At 62.8% G+C, this 17,730-nt stretch carries 15 protein-coding genes; 13 read left to right on the top strand and 2 right to left on the bottom strand.

Going from position 1 to position 17,730, the window contains the following annotated elements:
* Window positions 1-15 precede the first annotated feature (15 nt).
* The 13 genes from ACFPN2_RS29870 (at window position 16) to ACFPN2_RS29810 (ending at window position 15,442) form a co-directional block, all read left to right on the top strand.
* Window positions 16-1,008: an AAA family ATPase gene (locus tag ACFPN2_RS29870; protein WP_380603539.1), complete on the top strand. Its 993-nt coding sequence runs from the start codon at window positions 16-18 to the stop codon at window positions 1,006-1,008.
* A 115-nt stretch (window positions 1,009-1,123) separates the two neighbouring features.
* Window positions 1,124-2,401 carry a hypothetical protein gene (locus tag ACFPN2_RS29865; protein WP_380603537.1) on the top strand — a complete coding sequence of 426 codons (1,278 nt, stop codon included), beginning with the start codon at window positions 1,124-1,126 and terminating at the stop codon, window positions 2,399-2,401.
* Window positions 2,398-3,300 carry an XrtA system polysaccharide deacetylase gene (locus ACFPN2_RS29860; protein ID WP_380603535.1) on the top strand — a complete coding sequence of 301 codons (903 nt, stop codon included), beginning with the start codon at window positions 2,398-2,400 and terminating at the stop codon, window positions 3,298-3,300. Before ACFPN2_RS29865 ends, ACFPN2_RS29860 begins: the two co-directional genes overlap by 4 nt.
* A gap of 117 nt (window positions 3,301-3,417) precedes the next feature.
* On the top strand, window positions 3,418-4,668 hold the full coding sequence (locus tag ACFPN2_RS29855; protein WP_380603533.1) for a GNAT family N-acetyltransferase: 1,251 nt from the start codon (window positions 3,418-3,420) through the stop codon (window positions 4,666-4,668).
* The gene (locus ACFPN2_RS29850; RefSeq protein ID WP_380603531.1) at window positions 4,665-5,750 is read left to right on the top strand and encodes a glycosyltransferase family 2 protein; all 1,086 of its coding nucleotides are present in this window, start codon (window positions 4,665-4,667) and stop codon (window positions 5,748-5,750) included. Before ACFPN2_RS29855 ends, ACFPN2_RS29850 begins: the two co-directional genes overlap by 4 nt.
* Entirely contained in the window at window positions 5,747-6,862 is a 1,116-nt protein-coding gene (locus ACFPN2_RS29845) for a GNAT family N-acetyltransferase (protein WP_380603529.1), read from the top strand. Before ACFPN2_RS29850 ends, ACFPN2_RS29845 begins: the two co-directional genes overlap by 4 nt.
* 123 nt (window positions 6,863-6,985) lie before the next feature.
* The gene (asnB, locus tag ACFPN2_RS29840; RefSeq protein ID WP_380603527.1) at window positions 6,986-8,911 is read left to right on the top strand and encodes an asparagine synthase (glutamine-hydrolyzing); all 1,926 of its coding nucleotides are present in this window, start codon (window positions 6,986-6,988) and stop codon (window positions 8,909-8,911) included.
* 23 nt (window positions 8,912-8,934) lie between these two features.
* Window positions 8,935-9,189, top strand: coding sequence for an acyl carrier protein (locus ACFPN2_RS29835; RefSeq protein WP_380603525.1), 255 nt, complete (start codon window positions 8,935-8,937; stop codon window positions 9,187-9,189).
* 23 nt (window positions 9,190-9,212) lie between these two features.
* Entirely contained in the window at window positions 9,213-10,727 is a 1,515-nt protein-coding gene (locus ACFPN2_RS29830) for a class I adenylate-forming enzyme family protein (protein WP_380603523.1), read from the top strand.
* A 24-nt stretch (window positions 10,728-10,751) separates the two neighbouring features.
* Window positions 10,752-11,741: an NAD(+) synthase gene (gene nadE, locus ACFPN2_RS29825; protein ID WP_380603521.1), complete on the top strand. Its 990-nt coding sequence runs from the start codon at window positions 10,752-10,754 to the stop codon at window positions 11,739-11,741.
* 50 nt (window positions 11,742-11,791) lie between these two features.
* Window positions 11,792-12,922 (top strand): glycosyltransferase family 2 protein, encoded by a 1,131-nt coding sequence (locus tag ACFPN2_RS29820; protein ID WP_380603519.1) that lies wholly within the window; start codon window positions 11,792-11,794, stop codon window positions 12,920-12,922.
* A 1-nt stretch (window position 12,923) separates the two neighbouring features.
* Window positions 12,924-14,105 carry a glycosyltransferase family 4 protein gene (locus tag ACFPN2_RS29815; RefSeq protein WP_380603517.1) on the top strand — a complete coding sequence of 394 codons (1,182 nt, stop codon included), beginning with the start codon at window positions 12,924-12,926 and terminating at the stop codon, window positions 14,103-14,105.
* A complete protein-coding gene (locus ACFPN2_RS29810) occupies window positions 14,105-15,442 on the top strand; it encodes an O-antigen ligase family protein (RefSeq protein WP_380603515.1) in 1,338 nt (445 codons plus the stop codon). Before ACFPN2_RS29815 ends, ACFPN2_RS29810 begins: the two co-directional genes overlap by 1 nt.
* Here ACFPN2_RS29810 and ACFPN2_RS29805 read toward each other — a convergent pair whose 3' ends face one another.
* Both ACFPN2_RS29805 and ACFPN2_RS29800 read right to left on the bottom strand, forming a co-directional pair.
* Complete coding sequence (locus tag ACFPN2_RS29805) at window positions 15,443-16,633, bottom strand: carboxylate--amine ligase (protein WP_380603513.1); 1,191 nt, start codon at window positions 16,631-16,633, stop codon at window positions 15,443-15,445.
* Window positions 16,633-17,661 carry a polysaccharide deacetylase family protein gene (locus ACFPN2_RS29800; protein ID WP_380603511.1) on the bottom strand — a complete coding sequence of 343 codons (1,029 nt, stop codon included), beginning with the start codon at window positions 17,659-17,661 and terminating at the stop codon, window positions 16,633-16,635. The genes ACFPN2_RS29805 and ACFPN2_RS29800 overlap by 1 nt, the downstream gene beginning before the upstream one ends.
* Window positions 17,662-17,730: the final 69 nt, after the last annotated feature.

Raw genomic sequence — 17,730 nt, 5'->3', positions numbered from 1 at the left:
CGCCCGGAGTGGACGATGAGTCTGGTCGAACGAGCATTAAAGAAGATTCAGGAGTCGCGCTCGCAGGTGCCGCCGGCACATGCGTCGTCGCAGGCATCGATGAACACGGTGCCGATGCAAGCAGCGCGTCCCGCACCGGCTTCGCAGCCTACGGTGACACACGCGGCGCCGATCGTCACTGCCGTGCCAACGCCCGAGCCGGCTCGTCCGACGCGCGTCATTCATATCGACCGCGACGCGCTCCGCCAGGCGGAGCTGTTGCCGCCGCTGAGTCAGGAACGTCAGCTCGCCGGTGAGTATCGCCAGATCAAGCGTCCGCTGATCGCGAATGCACTCGGTCGTGGCGTGCCGAAGATTCCCAGCGGCCATCGCATCATGATTGCGAGCGCCATGCCCGGCGACGGCAAGACGTTCACGAGCATCAATCTGGCGTTGTCGTTTGCGCTCGAGAAGGATTTGTCGGTGGTGCTGGTCGATGCCGACGTCGCCAAGGCGCATCTGAGCCGCACCTTCGGCGTGCACAACGAGCTGGGCCTGATGGATCTGTTGCGCGATGAGCATCTGGATGTGGAATCGTTGATCCTGCCGACCGACGTGCCGGGCTTGAGCATCCTGCCGGCCGGCAAGGCGATCGAGACGGCCAACGAGCTGCTCGCGAGCTCGCGCATGGAACAGATCGCCAATCAGATCACTGTGAGATATCCGAACCGGGTCGTGCTGTTCGATTCGCCGCCGCTGCTGATCACGACTGAAGCGATGACGTTGTCCGCAGTCGTCGGCCAGATCGTGATGGTGGTGCGCGCCGGCGTGACGCCGCAAACCGCGGTGCTCGATGCCATTGAACTTCTGGGCGAAGGCAAGTCGGTCGGATTGGTGTTGAATCAAACCGATGAACAGGTCCGTCCCGGCTACTACTATCAGTACTACGGCCACAAGGATGGCGATCGTTCCGGCGACACCGTCGAAGGCGACGATGGCGCCTTGCGACGTAGCGTCGCAGACGGCTGAGTCGATCTCAAAAGAAACGTCGTGGCCGCAACCCGGCCATGGCCGATCGAGAAGGGCAAGGTACATGGGGCACATGCGGCGTAATTGGGTTGCAGCGCCGGCTGCGGCTGGTGTCATGGCGTTGGTGGTCGGCGCGCCGGCACGAGCCGATATCAGCGCCTCCGCCGAAGCGGGCGTCGGCTACTCCGACAACATCACCCGTGTTTCCCAGGACGAAACCAGCGAGACCATCGGCACGATGGGGCTCGATCTGGCGTGGCAGGAGCGCACGCGGCGTCTGCGCGGCGATGCCGTCGTCGATCTTTCCTATTACGAATACATGGACAACACCTTCGACAGCGAGGTGCTCGGCACGGCCAATGGCACGCTGGCGTTGGGCATCGTGCCCGAGACTCTGAACTGGGTGGTGCAGGATTCCTTCGGTCAGGCGCAGTCCGATCCGTTCGCCGCGAGCACGCCGGCGACGCGCGAAGACCTGAATTATTTCTCGACCGGTCCGGATCTGACGATGCGCTTCGGCTCGATCGGCTTCGGACGGTTGTTCGGTCGCTGGTCGTCGACCAACTATCAGGACAGCCCGCTGGATGCGGAGCGCACCACCGCCGGTGTGGCGATCGGTCGTCGCCCGAATCCGCGCACTGAGCTGTCGTTGAATGCGGTGACCGAGAGCGTCGATTTCGACGATGCGCAGAACACGGATTTCGATCGCGACAGTGTGTTCGTCGGCTGGGGCCTGGAGGGATCGCGTACCACGATCGATGCCAACGTGGGTTACACCTGGCTCGAGCGTGATGGCAGCGATAAGGAAGGCAGCGCGCTCATCAATGTCTATGTCACGCGCGAACTGACGGCGTCGTCGACGCTGCGTCTGTCACTGGGTCAACAGCTGGGCGACGCGGGCGATTCGCTGCGTCAGCAACTCTCGGGAAGCGTGGTGGGCGGCGGCGCCGGTCAGATCACCGCGTCGTCCGATCCATTCGAAAGCCAGCTCGTCTCGCTGGAATGGATGTATACGCGCGGCCGCACCAGCTTCCTGCTCGGTGGTTCGCACACCAAGAACGACTACGAGTCCCAGAGTCAATTCGATAGCAAGCGCAACGCCTTCACGGCGGGCGTCTCGCGGCGCATGGCTGCCACGGTGACATTGGATCTGCGCGCGTCTCTGGACAGCGAGAAGTTTGTGAACGCGGATCAGGAGAACGACGAACTGCGTATCGCTGCGACGCTGAACTGGCGCGTGTGGAGTCGCATGGGTCTGCGTTTCCTGCTCGAGCGTTACGACCGCGACACTCGGGACGGCACCAACGAGTTCGTTGAAAACCGGGCCTTCCTGACGCTGGCCTATTACTGGGGCAACCAGGACACGGCCCCGACCGGTGGCAGCTTCCGATGAGTCAGATGCACCTCAACTCGATGACCGCGAACGCCATGACGGTGGACGTGGAAGATTATTTCCATGTCTCGGCGCTGGCGGAAGTCATCCGCCGCGACCAATGGGATGCGATGGAATATCGCGCCGAGCAGAGCACCAATCGTTTGCTGGAACTATTCGGCAAGAACGGCGTGCGCGCGACGTTCTTCGTGCTCGGCTGGGTAGCCAAGCGCTCGCCGGAGCTGATCAAACGTATTCACGCGGCGGGTCATGAGGTCGCCTGCCACGGTCTGACGCACGAACTCGTTTATCGGCAAACGCCGGAAGTGTTTCGTCAGGAAACGCGCGAGTCCAAAGCGTTGCTGGAGGATCTGATTAGCGCGCCGGTGCTGGGCTATCGCGCGGCGAGCTATTCGATCACGGCACGATCGTTGTGGGCCATCGATATCCTTTGTGAGTTGGGCTTCCGTTACGACTCCAGTATTTTTCCGATCGCGCACGATCGTTACGGAATTCCTGGAGCGTCGACCCGACCCGGGCTGATGCATGCAAAGAATGGTGCGAGCATCGTCGAGTTTCCGCTGTCGACGGCCGAGTTGTTCGGCCGGCGCGTGCCGGTCGCGGGCGGCGGATATTTCCGTTTGCTGCCGTACTGGTTCACGCGCTGGGGCCTGCGTTCCATTAACGAACGACAGCAGCAGCCGTTCATCTTCTACCTGCATCCGTGGGAGATCGACTCGGAGCAGCCGCGCTTCAACGCGAGCTGGCTATCCAGATTCCGCCATTACACGAACTTGCATGTATGCGAGGCGCGGCTGGCGCGACTGATCGGTGAATTCAGGTTCACAACCGTCAAAGAGGTGCTGGGTTCGCAGCTCGAGGCCGCCCAGGTCAGTCGACTCGCTGCAGCGTCCGTGTGACGTGGTGAACAGCCACGCCGGCAGGCGTGGCGTATCGTTTCGGAGTGTGGCGGAAAAATCTTCCAGCAACGCCACCTCGGGTGCGTGTCGATGCGTTCTGTTCCTGCAGGGACGGCAATGGCTTCATTGTCGATAAGGGCGGCGGCTTTGACGGGCGGCGCTGATGCGCCGGCTGTCGTGCGGCCGTCGGCAACGGATGCCTCCAGCAGCGCCCCCATCGCTATCGAGCTCATCCAGCGCCGCGAGCAGATCCCGCTGACTGCCCACGAATGGAACGATCTGGTCGCGCATAACGAGACCAATTCGATCTTCCAGACCTACGAGTGGTTCGACGCCTGGTGGCAGACCTTCGGTCAAGAGCACGAGTTGTTCTTCCTGTTGTTGCGCCGGGAAGGGCGGGTCATCGGCTTCGGCGCCCTGATGATCCACCGTCTGGCCTGGCACGGTCGGCGGCTGGAGTTCGTCGGCACCGGCAATGCCGATTACCAGGACTTCGTCGTTCCTTACGACAAGCCGGCAGCCATCGCCAGCATATGTAAATTTCTGCGCGCCAATTCCTCGCGCTGGCGTAGTTGCTGGCTGAGCAATGTGCCGAGCCAGTCGAGCACGCTCGATGAGCTGCACAAGGCGGGCGAGGGCCGCGGCCTGTACTTCGTCCAGGAAGCGCAATTGCGCTGTCCGGCGTTGCAGCTGGAGAGCGATCGGCCCGGTGCTGAGAAGCTGCTCAAGAAATACAGTCTGAAGCGGCCGCTCAATTGGTTTTCCTCGCGCGGCGAAGTGCGTTTTCGCAATGTGTCGGCGTTGAGCGAGATTCAGTCGTTGCTGCCGGCCTTCTTCGATCAGCATGCGCGTCGCTGGCACGCCGCCGGGCGGCCGAGCCTGTTCGATGCGGGCAGTCAGCGCACGTTCTATCTGGCCTTGGCGGCGGCGCTGCATTCGGCAGGCTGGCTGTTGTTCTCGGTGGTCGAGTTCAACGGACAGCCGATCGCGTTTCATTTCGGCTTCGATTATTTCGGCAGCATCATCTGGTACAAGCCCTCGTTCGAAGTGCAGTACGCCGAGCATTCGCCGGGGCTGCTGTTGACCCGCAAGATCATCGAGGACGGCTTGCAACGCTCACGACGCGAGCTCGACTTCACCATTGGCGAGGAAGCTTTCAAGGATCGCTTCGCCAATGTCTCTCGTAGCAACGTGACGCTCAGCGTGTATCACAGTCTGCCGAACGCGCTGCGTGCCACCGGCTGGCGCTGGTTGCGGCGGAATCTGGGGCGCCTGCGTCGCAAGCTCAATCGCCCGCGGCCATCGCCGTATGCGAACAAAGAAGCCGCGGCGGCTGAAGCCTCGAAGACGACGGATGCGTCCTCATGAGCGGGCCGCTGGTCAGTGTCGTCATTCCGACTTACAACCGTGCCGCTTTGGTTTGCGAAGCGATCGACACGGTGTTGGCGCAGACGTATCAAAACACCGAGATCATCGTCATCGACGATGGCTCCACCGATGACACCACCGCCGCTGTGCAGAAGTACGGCGATCGCATCCGCTACACGCGCCGTCCCAACGCGGGCGTGAATGCCGCGCGCAATCTCGGCATCAAACAAGCGCGGGGTGAATATCTCGCGCTGCTCGACAGCGACGATCTGTGGGCGCCTTACAAGCTCGAGCTGCAGGTCGCGCTGCTGCGTTATTTCAACGACGTGGGCTTCACGTTCTCGAATTTCCTGATCTTCAAAGGGCCGACGCCGGAGTCGGACATCCTGCCGATCACGGACGGTCTGAGCACCTGGCTGGATCACGTGCCGGGTCGCATCGAGCCCTACCGCTGGGAGCGCTCGTTCGCCTCGATCAAGGGCATGCCGGAGCTGCAGTTGCCGACGCAGGACTTCATGGTCTCTGGCGGCGATATCTACGCACCGTCGCTGGTCTGTCCGTATGTCTTGCCGAGCGCTTCGTTGATTCGTAAGTCGGCGCTCGGTCAATTGCGCCTGCCGGAAATCATCGCGACCTGCGGCGACTGGGAATTCTTCGCGCGCTTCTCGAAGCAGAGCGGCTGCGTGTATACGAATATTTCGACCACCTACAACCGCAGTCATGAGGACGCGGTGCGTTTGACTCGTGGCGATCCGGGCGTGCGACTCGGGCGGCGGATCGCGATGATCGATCGCGTGTGGCGCGCCGATAAAGAGTTCTACGCGAAGCTCGGCGACAAGGTCGATGAAGTTCAGCGCGGGCTGTTGTTACAAGCGGCGCGGCGCGATTTGTTATCGGCGCGTCGCGGCCAGGCACGCGCATATCTGAAACGCGCGGCTTCGATCGATACGGAACGTAAATCCATCCAGGAGTCGGTGCTGCGATTGTTGGCCAGCATTCCTGGCAGCGGCTGGGGGCTGCGAGGCATGCGCGCGACCTTGAATGGCGCGCGTGAGCTGGCGGCTCGCGTTTCTCAGCAATGAGCTCGACGGGGGCGGCGAGCTACACCGTCGAGACGCTGCGCCGGATCGACTCTCCCGAGGAGCTTGCGACGCGCTGGCGCCAGCTGCCGCAGATCGCGCAGGAATTTACTCAGTCCGTCGATTGGATGCTCGTTGCCGCCGAACGTTTGTACGGCGCCGAGGCGCTGCGCCTGATCGAGGCGCGCAAAGGCGACGAGGTCATCGCGCTGGCGCCGCTCGGGGTCACGAACGGTGGCGGGGTCGAGCGCCTCGAGATTCTGGGCGCGACCACGCTGTTCGAGCCGTGTGGCTTCGGGTATCGCGACGATGAGGCGCTGGCGGCGCTGTGTCGATCTGTCATCGGTCTGGGGCGGCCGCTGGTCTTGCAGCGAATCGAAGCGGATGGTGCGCTTCTAAAAACATTCAAAAGCGCGGCCCGCGGTCGCGGCCAGTTACTCGAATTCAAAGCCTCCGGCTCGCCCTTCGTGCCCATCGCCGGCAGCTGGGATGAATATTTACAAGGTTTGTCCTCGCGCCGACGCCAGGACTATCGCCGGGCGCGTCGCAATCTGGAGAAGGCCGGCAAGGTCGAGGTCGAGATCCGCAAGCCCGGTCCGGAGGACGTCGAGGCCGCGATGGCCGAGGCCATGAAGGTGGAGGCGGCGAGCTGGAAGGGGCGGGGCGGCAGCGCCATGCTGACCAATCCGCGGCTGAGCGGTTTTTTCCTGCAGCTGGCCCAGCGGCTGGCGCGACAGGGGCAGCTGCGAGTGTGCTTCCTGCGACTGGAAGGCGCGGCCATCGCCATGCAGATTGGCGTTGTGCATGCCGGGCGCTGGTGGGTGCTCAAGATCGGCTATGACGAGCGCTGGGCCGAGTATTCGCCCGGCATCCAGTTGATGTGGGACGCGCTGCATGCGGCCTTCGAGGAGGGGCTCAGCTCGTTCGAGATGCTGGGGAGCGCCGAGCCGTGGCTGTCCATCTGGACCAAACAGGAGCGGGCGTATCGAACTGTGGCTTTCTATCCGTACAACGGCCGAGGGATGGTTGCCTTGGGCGCTGACATAATGAGAGCCTTCGCGCAGCGTTTGCGGGCACGAGTGAAGCCCAAATCGGGGCCGGCGGGACGCGAATAGCGCGAGTGTCGCCGGGCCTGACAGTTCACGGACTGTGCTCGTGACCCCGGTCACGCCGCAAAAAGCGAAATCCCGGACAATTGCCGCTCGCGCCGGACGAGCTTTTCAGTCGACTTCAACAGCATGTGTGGCATAGCAGGCACCCTATATTTCGACGCGCAGCGGGCGCCTGAGCAGAGCCGTCTGGAGCGCATGGTCAAGGCCATTGCGCACCGGGGCCCGGATGGCGACGGCTATCACGTCGAGCCCGGCGTCGGCCTCGGCCACGCGCGCCTGAGCATCATCGATCTCGGCGGCGGCGCGCAGCCCATCCACAACGGCAAGCGCACCGTGTGGATCACCTACAACGGCGAGATCTTCAATTACATCGAGCTGCGCCAGGACCTCGAGGCGCGCGGCCACCAGTTCTATACCCACTCCGACACCGAAGTGATCGTGCACATGTACGAGGAGTTCGGCGATCGGTTCGTGGATCAGTTGAACGGTCAGTTCGCGTTCGCGATCTGGGACCGTCCCAAGCGCCGTCTGGTTCTGGCGCGCGATCGCGCCGGAATATTGCCGCTGTATTACGCGCAGACCCGCGACGAGCTGGTGTTCGCGTCCGAAGTGAAGGCCATTCTCGCCAGCGGCGCCGTCAAGGCCGAGCTGGATCCGAACGGCCTCGATGAGCTGATGACGTTCTGGGCGCCGCTCGCGCCGCGCACGATGTTCAAGGGCGTGAATCAGCTCGCGCCGGGTGAAATGCTCATCGTCGAGAACGGCGCGGTGAAGCGCAAACAGTATTGGGAATGGAATTTCCCGGAGCCGGGCGCGCATCGCCATGGCGCTCAGGCCGATCTCGAGCAGGAACTCCGTGAAGTGCTGTCCGACGCGACGCGTCTGCGTTTGCGTGCGGACGTGCCGGTCGGTGCCTACCTGTCCGGCGGTCTGGATTCCTCCTCGCTCGTGGCTTTGTTACAGGAACGAGTGCCACAGACCCTGCGCACGTTCTCCATCGGCTTCGACGACGCCGGCCTCGATGAGTCCGTGCACCAACGTACAGTCGTGGATTACCTGCGAACCTCTCACAATCACATCCAGTGCTCGACCGCGGATATCGCCAACGCGTTCCCGCGGACCATCCTTCACAGCGAAATGCCCGTTCTGCGCACCGCGCCGGCGCCGATGCAGATGCTGTCGGGGCTGGTGCGCCGGTCGAATGTGAAAGTGGTGTTGACGGGCGAAGGCGCGGACGAAGTGCTGGGCGGCTACGATATTTTCAAAGAGGCTAAGGTGCGCCATTTCTGGGCGCAGCAGCCCGAGTCCACCTGGCGTCCGGCGCTGCTCAAGCGGCTGTATCCATACTTGAACCTGACCTCGGCGCAGAGTGCGGCGTATCTCAAGGAATTCTTCGGGGTCGGGCTGCAGAATCCGGCCGATCCCTGCTTTTCGCACCTGCCGCGCTGGGCGACCACCGCGCAGTGCAAGTTGTTCTGGTCGGATGATTTCCGCGGCCGGGTCGAAGGCTCGGCGGTGGAGCGGCTGCGCGACTCGTTGCCGGCGCAAGTGCACGGCTGGCACCGGTTCAACCGGGGCGAGTATCTGGAAGCGAAGACGCTGTTGCCGAGCTATCTGTTGTCGGCACAGGGCGATCGCATGCTGATGGCGAGCTCGGTGGAGGGGCGCTTCCCGTTCCTCGATCATCGCCTGATCGAATTCGCGAACGGTCTGCACCCGCGCTACAAGATGCGCGTGCTGAAAGAGAAGCACCTGCTCAAACAGGCGATGCGCGAGCGCTTGCCGGCCGCGATCCTGCAGCGGCACAAGCAGCCGTATCGCGCGCCGGATGCGGCCGCGTTTGTCAGCGCTCAGCCGCCTGAATATGTGACAGAATTAATGAGTCCGCAGGGCCTGGCGCGCACTGGCTATTTCGACCCCGACAAGGTCACGCGCCTGGTCACGAAGCTGCAACGGGCCAAGGTCCCGGCGGCTCGCGACAACATGGCCTTCGTCGGCGTCCTGTCTACTCAGTTGTGGCACGCGCAATTCGTCGCGGGCCAAAAATTTTAAGTTCGTAAATCGAGGAATGACTCATGACCGATGCGCTGCGCGAACAGATCCGCGGTTTCATCCTGGAAAATTATTTGTTCACCGATGACAAGTCGGCGCTCGGCCTCGACGACTCGCTGCTCGAGCGCGGCATCGTCGACTCCACCGGCATGCTGGAAATCATTTTCTTCATCGAAGAGCAGCTGGGCGTGAAGGTGAAGGACGAGGAGATGATTCCGGACAACCTGGACGGCGTGAACAAGATCGCCGCCTTCGTTTCCAAGCGCCAGGCGGCCTGAGCGATACGTCGCGAGCTGCAAGCATGAGCGCATCCCTGGTACACGACTTCGACTGGATCGCCCGGCAATTGCCGGACGCGCCGGCTTTGTCGTGGCATGGCGGAGTGTGGACTTATGCGCAGCTGCGTCGTGCAGTCGGCTGCATGCAAGGCAGGCTGCGCGAGCTCCCGCCGGGCGCACGCGTGGCATTGCTGGTGCGTAATTCGCCGCACTACGTCGCGAGTTACTTCGGTGTCATCGCCGCAGGTTGCGTTGCTGTGCCGTTGAATGTGCAGGAACGCGCCAGCGTGTTGTCCCGACAGATCGAGCACGCAGGCTGTGATGCGGTCATTGCCGATCCACTACATCAGGAGTGGGGTGCGTTGACTGCTGCCATCGGCGCGACGGTGCCGCTGGTCGTGACACTCGATCTGCAGCCAGGCCCGGCGGGATGCGATGCGTTCTGCGCGGCGCTCACCGGCGAAGCGGCTACCGAGCCGGAGTTGACTCTGCTCGAGCGGCAGGTCGAAGCGCCGGCGATGATGATTTACACCTCGGGCACCACGTCGCGTCCGAAAGGTGTGTTGTTGAGCAATGGCAATCTGGTGGCCAATGCTCGCGCGATCGCTGCGTATTTGCAGATCACGCCGACTGACAAAGTGCTGTGCGGTCTGCCGTTTCATTTCTCCTACGGCAGCTCGGTGCTGAACAGCAACCTGATCTCCGGCGCGCAGTTGCTGTTGGAAGATAACTTCGCCTTCCCGCAACAGACGCTGAAGAAAATGCAGGACGAGGGCGTGACCGGCTTCCCCGGCGTGCCGTCGACGTTTGCATTGTTGCTGGGGCGTTGTCAGTTGAGCGACTTCGATCTGAGCAAGCTGCGTTATCTCACGCAGGCGGGTGGCTCGATGCCGCGTGCGCAGATCGAGAAGCTGCGGCAACAGTTGCCGCACACTCAAGTGTTCATCATGTACGGCCAGACCGAAGCGACGGCGCGATTGAGCTATCTCGCCCCGGAACATCTCGAAGCGAAGCTCGGTTCGGTCGGCATGCCGCTGCCCGGGGTCGAGATCGAAGTGCGCAGCGAAGGCAAGGTTGTGGCCACCGGCGAGATCGGCGAGATCTGCGCGCGGGGTCCGAACGTCATGTTGGGTTACTGGCGCGAGCCGGAGCTCACCTCGCAGGTGTTGCGTGACGGTTGGTTGCACACCGGCGATCTCGGTCACGTCGATAGCGAAGGTTTTTTGTATATCGACGGCCGTGCCGTCGAGATGATCAAGGTCGGCGCATTCCGGGTCAGCCCGCAGGAAGTCGAGGAAGTGCTCGCGACGTTCCCCGGCGTCCAGGAAGTGGCGGTCACCGGAGTCGCCGACGAAGTGCTCGGCCAGTCCATCAAAGCCGTGATCGTGCTGCGCGAAGGCGCGCCGGCGGATTTGCGTGGCATCAAGGCGCATTGCCGCCAGCATCTGGCCAGCTACAAAGTGCCGAAAATCGTCGAGTTCGCCGCGGCCCTGCCGCGGACGTCTTCGGGCAAAGTTCAACGTTTCAAATTAGCTTAAAAACACGGTTCAAGAGGATTGTTCATGGCCGCACGCAAACTCGACGCAAAAGTCTTGGAGATGGACAACGACCGCGTCATCGAGCACATCGTTACGCGCTTGCGCTCCATTTTGTCCAAGGATGTGGGCCGTCGCGGTTTCATCTGCGCCATGTCCGGCGGCATCGACAGCTCCGTGAGCTCGGCGCTGTGCGTGAAGGCGCTCGGCAAGGACAAGGTCTATGGCTTGATGTTGCCTGAGAAAGATTCCTCGGGCTTCAGCACCGCGCGCGGCCGTCAGCTCGCCGAGCACCTGGGCATCAAGTACGAAGTGTTCGATATCGCGCCGGCGCTCGAAGGCATCGGTTGTTACAAGTGGCGCGACGATGCGATCCGCAAAGTGTTTCCTGAGTACGGCGAAGGCTGGAAGAACAAGATCGTCATCAGCGGCGGTCTGGAAGGTCAGATCAATCATTTCCAGCTGGTGGTGCAGACCCCGAGCGGCGAGATGAAGCAGGAACGTCTGGGCCTGAAGGAATATCTGCAGATCGTCGCTGCGACCAACCACAAGCAGCGCATTCGCAAGACGGTCGAGTATTTCCATGCCGACCGCCTGAACTACGCCGTCATCGGCACGCCGAACCGCCTGGAATACGACCAGGGCTTCTTCGTGAAGAACGGCGACGGCAGCGCCGACGTGAAGCCGATCGCGCATCTCTACAAGTCGCAGGTCTATGCGCTGGCGCGTCACATGAAGCTGCCGCCCGAGATCTGCAATGCCACGCCGACCACGGATACCTACAGCCTGGCGCAGGGCCAGGATGAGTTTTATTTCGCGCTGCCGTACGCGCAGATGGACCTTGCGTTGTACGCGCTCAACAATGGCTACAGCGCCGAGGAACTTGCGCCGGCCATCGGCATTACGCCCCAGCAGGCGGCGAATGTGTTCCGCGATATCGAGGCGAAGCGTCGTGCGACGCGTTACATGCACCTGAAGCCGGTGCTGGTGGAGCCCGTCACGGAGCTGAATCTCTAAATTACTGGCGCACGGCCGCGCCGCTTGTTTGCTGAGACGAGACGATCTGCGTGGAAGCCTTGTTCTGGATCTGTGCGTTGCTGGTGGCGTATCCGTACGCCATCTATCCCCTCGTGCTGGTTGCCTGCAACCGGCTCGGCGGGCGACGTGCGCATGTCGCCGACGTGCGCTACGAGCCGACCGTCACCATCATCATGCCGGTGCACAACGAAGCCCGGCGCATCGGCGCGAAAGTCGAGAATCTGCTGTCGCTGGATTATCCGCGCGACAAGATGCAGATCCTGGTGATTGGCGATGGCTGCACCGACGACAGCCTGGAACGAGCGATGGCGGCGGGGCAGGGCCTGGTTACGGTCGTGCCGTTGGAAGGTCGCGGCGGTAAAGCGTCGGGCTTGAACGCGGGCCTGGAGCGCGCCACCGGCGAGATCGTCGTGTTCACCGACGCGGGCATCCTGCTCGATCGTCCCTCGCTGCGAAATCTGGTCGGGCATTTCACCGATCCTGAGATCGGGTGTGTCTCGGGCGAGGATTACATCGAAGGCTCGGAGACCGAAGGTCTCTATGGCAAGCTCGAACTGCTGTTGCGTCGTGAAGAAGCGCGACTGCATTCCATCGCCGGTGCGAGCGGATGTTTCTACGGTCAGCGGCGTGAGTTGTGCGAGCCGTTCCGTTCGGGCATGGCGCCAGACTTTTTGTCGGTACTGAACACCGTCCGTCAGGGCAAGCGCGCCCTGGCCGAGCCACTGGCTCGCGGCTCGATGACAGCCACGTCCAGTCAGCGTGCCGAGTTCACGCGCAAGGTGCGAACGTTCCTTCGAGGCATCACGGCGTTGTTCGGCAACGTGGGCTTGTTGAATCCGTTCCGTCATCCAGCGTTCTCGTTCATCCTCTGGTCGCACAAGCTGATGCGTTGGCTCGCGCCGCTGCCGATGGTGGGATGTCTGGTTGCGGCGTATGTATTGCGCGAGCAGCCGTTGTATCTGGGGCTGTTCGTTCTGCAGATCGTGCTGTATGTGGCCGCGGTCGCCGGCATGGTGTGGCCCGCGCTCGCCGCGCGGCTTACTCTGGTCCGACTCAGCGCCTTTTTCGTTCTCGTGAACGCGGCTGCGCTCAAGGCCTTGGCTTTGTGGCTCGTCGGCAGTCGCGTCGAAGTGTGGCAGCCGACGCAGCGGCCGAAATAGCATGAGCACGCAGCCGAAGTTTCAGACCGGTCGTGAACTCGAGGTGGCGCGCAACGTCGGCAAGCCACCGATCCGCGTTCTGCATCTACGCGATTCGCCGTGGGTCGACGGGCCGGGGCGCACGATTCTCGAGACTGGCTCGCACCTCGATCCGGCGCGTGTTGAATTTCACATTGGTGTGCTGGTTGCGAAACGCGAAGGCGAGCATCCGCTGGTGGACGCGGCGAGACAGCGCGGTATCAGCGTCACGGCGCTCGCCGATCACGGCCGACTCGGCAACGAGCTCATCGATCCCATTCTGCAAATCATCGACGATCGACAGATCGATTTGTTACATACCAGCGAGTTCCGCTCCAGCCTGATCGCCCAGATCATCAAGCGGCGTCGGCCCAAGCTGCGCCTGGTCGCGACCGCGCATGGCTGGATCGCGAACACCTGGCGCCGGCGCATCGTGCGTCTGCTCGACAAGATGATGTTCCGGCGTTTCGATCACGTGATCATCGTATCGGACGCGACTCGTTCGCTGGTGCCGCGCTGGTGGTTGCCGGAGTCGCAGGCGACGGTGCTGCGTAACGCGCTGGTGCTGAAGTCATACGGCAGCGAGATGCTCAACAAGCCGCGTCGGCCCATCGATCCAAACGGCGAAGTCACGATGGTCAATGTCGGTCGTCTGTCGCCTGAGAAGGGACAGGAGATGTTGCTCAATGCGATGCACGCGTTGACGCCGCGCTGGCCGAAGCTGCGACTGAAGTTCGCGGGCATCGGGCCGCTCGAGGAGCAGCTTCGCTCGGTGGCGAGGAACCTTGGGCTCGAGCAGCGCGTCGAATTCGTCGGCTACGTGAAGGACATGCCCCGTCTCTATGCTGACATCGACCTGGTCGTGCAAAGCTCGTTCACGGAAGGGTTGCCCAACGTGATCCTGGAGGCGGCCTATCTGCGCGTGCCGATCGTCGCGACGGCGGTGGGCGGGACCGCTGAAGTCATTGCTCACCAGGAATCTGGCTGGCTGATCCAGCCCACGCTCCAGCAGCTCACTGACGGCATCGCTCGATTCCTCGAGCGGCCGCAGGACTTCGTGCGGATGGCGGAACGGGCGCATCAGGGTATCCTGCAGAACTATTCTTTCGACGTTCGCACCGAGAAACTGACTCGTATCTACGAGACGCTCGTCGGCAGACCTTAGTGAAGACCAAAGCCAAGGAGTTCAGCCCCGAAGAGGCCGAGAAAAGCACTCGGTATCTCTACTGGTGGCTGCTGCTCGCTTTGTTCTTCGAGTACGGCCGCCCCGCGGCCTACTTCAAGCCGCTCGGCCTGCTGCCGCTGAACAGCGCCATCCCGCTGGTGCTGTTCCTGGTGACCTGTTTCGCCAAAGGACTGCGACCGTGGAACCGCATCTTTGCCGACGGGCTCGCCAAGTGGCCGTTTATCTTTCTCGGCGCGGTGCTGGCGTCGATGCTATGGGCGACGGTGGGAGGCTACTCTTTCATCGTCTTCCAGAAGATGCTCGGCTATCTGTTCATCTACATCATGATCGTGCGCATCTGCACGAGTCGCGAGCGGGTGAACGGCGTGGCGTTGACGCTGATCGTCTCGCACCTGTTCCTGCTGGTCATGAACCCCGAGGTCGTGCTCTCGCCGACCACGCGGCACTACGTCATTGGCGCGACGTTCCTGGGCGACGGCAACGACTACTCGATGTCGATGTGCATCCTGCTCGGCTTCCAGCTCAACATCGCGCTCAACCAGACGACCAAATTCAAAAAGATGTTCAGCTGGTTCCTGCTGGGCCTGCTGATGCTGACCATCATCGGCACCCAGTCGCGAGGCGCGACGCTCGGCATGGTGGGCGTGTTCGGCTACATGTGGTGGCGTAGCCCGCGCAAGGCGGCGGGTGTCGTAGCAATCGTGGTCGCCGTGATCGGCGTGCTGCTGTACGCACCGGCCGTTTACTTCGAGCGCATGGGCACGCTCTCTGCGCCCCAGGAGGACAGCTCCGCCGAAGGTCGTATCCATGCCTGGCGCGCCGGCACGAAGATGGCGTTACACAACCCGCTCGGTGTCGGCGCCGGCAACTTCCCCAATAACTTTCCGAAGTACCGCGGTCCCGATGCGCCGGTGCGCTGGATGACGGCGCATTCCATGTACTTTTTGATCCTGGGCGAGCTGGGCATCCTGGGCTTGCTGATGTTGTTCAAGCTGGTCTTCGGCAACTTCCGCAGCAACGTGCGCTTGAGGAAGCGGCTCGAAGAGGAACAGGAGCGACTCAAGGAACCGACCCGGTTTGCGGCCGATATCCGCGCGCTCAACGCGTACAACGGCAGCATCATCGGTCTGGCGATCGCGGGTGGATTCTTGTCGGTGACGTACTACCCGCACATCTTCGTGATGGTCGGCGTCTGCGTGGCCTTGCGTCGCGTGATGGCGGAGGAGGCGGGATTGGTTGACGCCCCCGCCGCGGCCAGGAAGCGAGCGGGGACGCGACGTTTGCGCCCGGGCGCCGAACAGATTCCCGCGACCTGATCAGTCCCGATTGGTCAACCAGCGTCGCGCAGCGAGCAGCGCGGGACGCGGATCGCCGGCACGCTCGAGCTCGTAACGAGTCCGCGGTTGCCACAGCTTCAGAAAGCTCAGCAGCGTTCGCCAACGGCCCGGATGGACTTCGGGCAAGTTGAGTTGCGAGCGGCTGCGTAACAACAGTGCGACCATCGCGTCCACATCGCCCCAGAACCAGCGCGAGCGCACGCCGACGCGATAGTTGTCGATGGGCGCAGCCTGCTCCAGCGCGATATCCACCGCCAGGCGCGGGAAGTTCACACCGGCATCGATCGCGAGCTGCAGCGAGCCCCAGAAGCGGCCGTTGATCTCCATCAGCTTCAAGGCGCCGGTGCGCGAGTCCTGCTTGAATTCCACCATGGCGACGCCGAGCCAGCCGATGCTCCGAAGCAGATGGATGGCATGTTCCTTCGCGACCGGATCGACCGGCGCACTCTCACACAGCACGCTCACGCCGCCGGACGGTGGCTTCTCCCGCAAACGCCGGTGCGCGAAGGTCGCGAGCACCTGCGAATCCTGACCGCAGCATACGAATACACCGACGCCGGGTCCTTGAATGCGCTCCTGGATCAGCACCGGAAAAATGGCCGGATCCAGTTTGGTGAGCCGGGCGCGCAAGTCTTCGGCGGTGGGCGAATAGCCCGTGCCGCCTGAGATCCAGCGCTCGCCGTTCCAGGCACGGGACCGGGCCGGTTTGAACACGGCCGGATATTCCACGCGCTGTAACACCAGATCGATCTCGTCGGGCGTGTCGACCACGAGGGTCTTCGGAATCGGCACGCCGATCTCGGACGCAAGCTGCAGCACCTTGGACTTGTCCGCGGCGGTCGCGACGATGTCGGCCTCCGGAAAGGGAATACGAACCTTCGGCGGCAGCAGCTCCCGGGCGCGGGTGAGCAGGATCGTCGTGATCTCTGTCATCGGCAACAGCACGTCGATCTGCCGACGCTCGGCGATCGCCGCAATGTTTCTTACGAACTGATCGGGCGCGCGATACGGGCTGCTATAGGCGTCGAAGCCGGCCGAATGTTTCGAGACCGAGGCGAGCGAAGGATGCGCCTCCGATGCCGTGAACACGGTGTGCCCGAGCTCGCCCAATGCGCGAGTAGCTGCGAGCGCGGAGCGATTGTCTCCGTCCGTAACGAGTATTCGAGCCACTAGAAAATTCCGGCGAGACGCGCCAGGAACGCGCCCGGCGTGGCCGTGCCACGCTCGTGGATGTTGATTCTTTTCAAGGTGAACGCATTGGCCGCAGGCGCCACGTGGCCACGGATCGTGGTGTAAGCGGTGCGATAACCGCTGTCGCGCACCGCGGCGGCGATGTTTGCATCGTGGTCGCCGTTTGGATAGGCCATGTGCTGGGTATCGACGCCGATGCGCTCCTGGATGACCCGGCGCGAGCGCTGCAATTCCTCGCGCACCGCGCCAGCCTCCAGCTTGGTCAGGGGCGTGTGCGAGCAGCAATGCGAGGCGATCGTGACCACACCGCTTTCGCTCAGTTGTTTCACTTGCGCCCAGGAGAGAAATCGATCCGGATGATTCTGCGGCAGCTCGACCTGCCATTGTTGTAACAGACTGTGCACGCGCGCGAGCAGCGCATCGAGCTGCGCCTGCGGTTGGGATTTCAACGAGTCGATCATGGCCCGGGTGGCCGCACGGGCTTCCGCCGGCGGCAGCTTGAGAACATGAGGAATGCCCAGCTCGGTGAACAGCGGTGCGCTCCGGTCCGGCACGGTGGCCGCGGCGGCGAGATAGCGCGCCAGGGTCTCCTGCCAGAAACAACGCTCGGTGCCGACATAATCTGTGGCGATAAATAACACAGCGGGCACGCCGCATTCCTTAAGAATGGGCAGGGCGTGCTCCAGGTTGTCCAGCCAGCCGTCGTCGAAGGTGACGATACAGGCCCGCGCCGGCCAGTGGCCGCTGGCGAGCGCGGCCGAGAACTGCTCGGCGGTGAGCGGATTGAACGACTTCCGCAATGTCTGCATGTGGCGACGGAAGGTCGCGGGGGTGACCACGATGGCGTCGGTCGAGAAGGAGCGGGCCAGCTCCTGCTTCGGCAGCACGCGATGATACGTGAGCGCGACGGCACGGCCCCGCAGCTTGCGCCCGAGGTACAGGCTCAGCAGGCCGGTGTGGTACGCGCCGGCGACCAGCGCGCTCTTCAGAAGTCGCTTGGCAATCACAGATCGACCATCTCGGATCGTTTACAGAATCCACGGGGTTGTAGGCCGGCGGCATTGTACCTGCGACGG

The organism is Steroidobacter flavus (assembly GCF_042651805.1).
Lineage (GTDB): Bacteria > Pseudomonadota > Gammaproteobacteria > Steroidobacterales > Steroidobacteraceae > Steroidobacter > Steroidobacter flavus.
The sequence above is the reverse complement of the archived record's forward strand: the minus strand, read 5'-3'. Positions and strand labels throughout refer to the sequence as shown.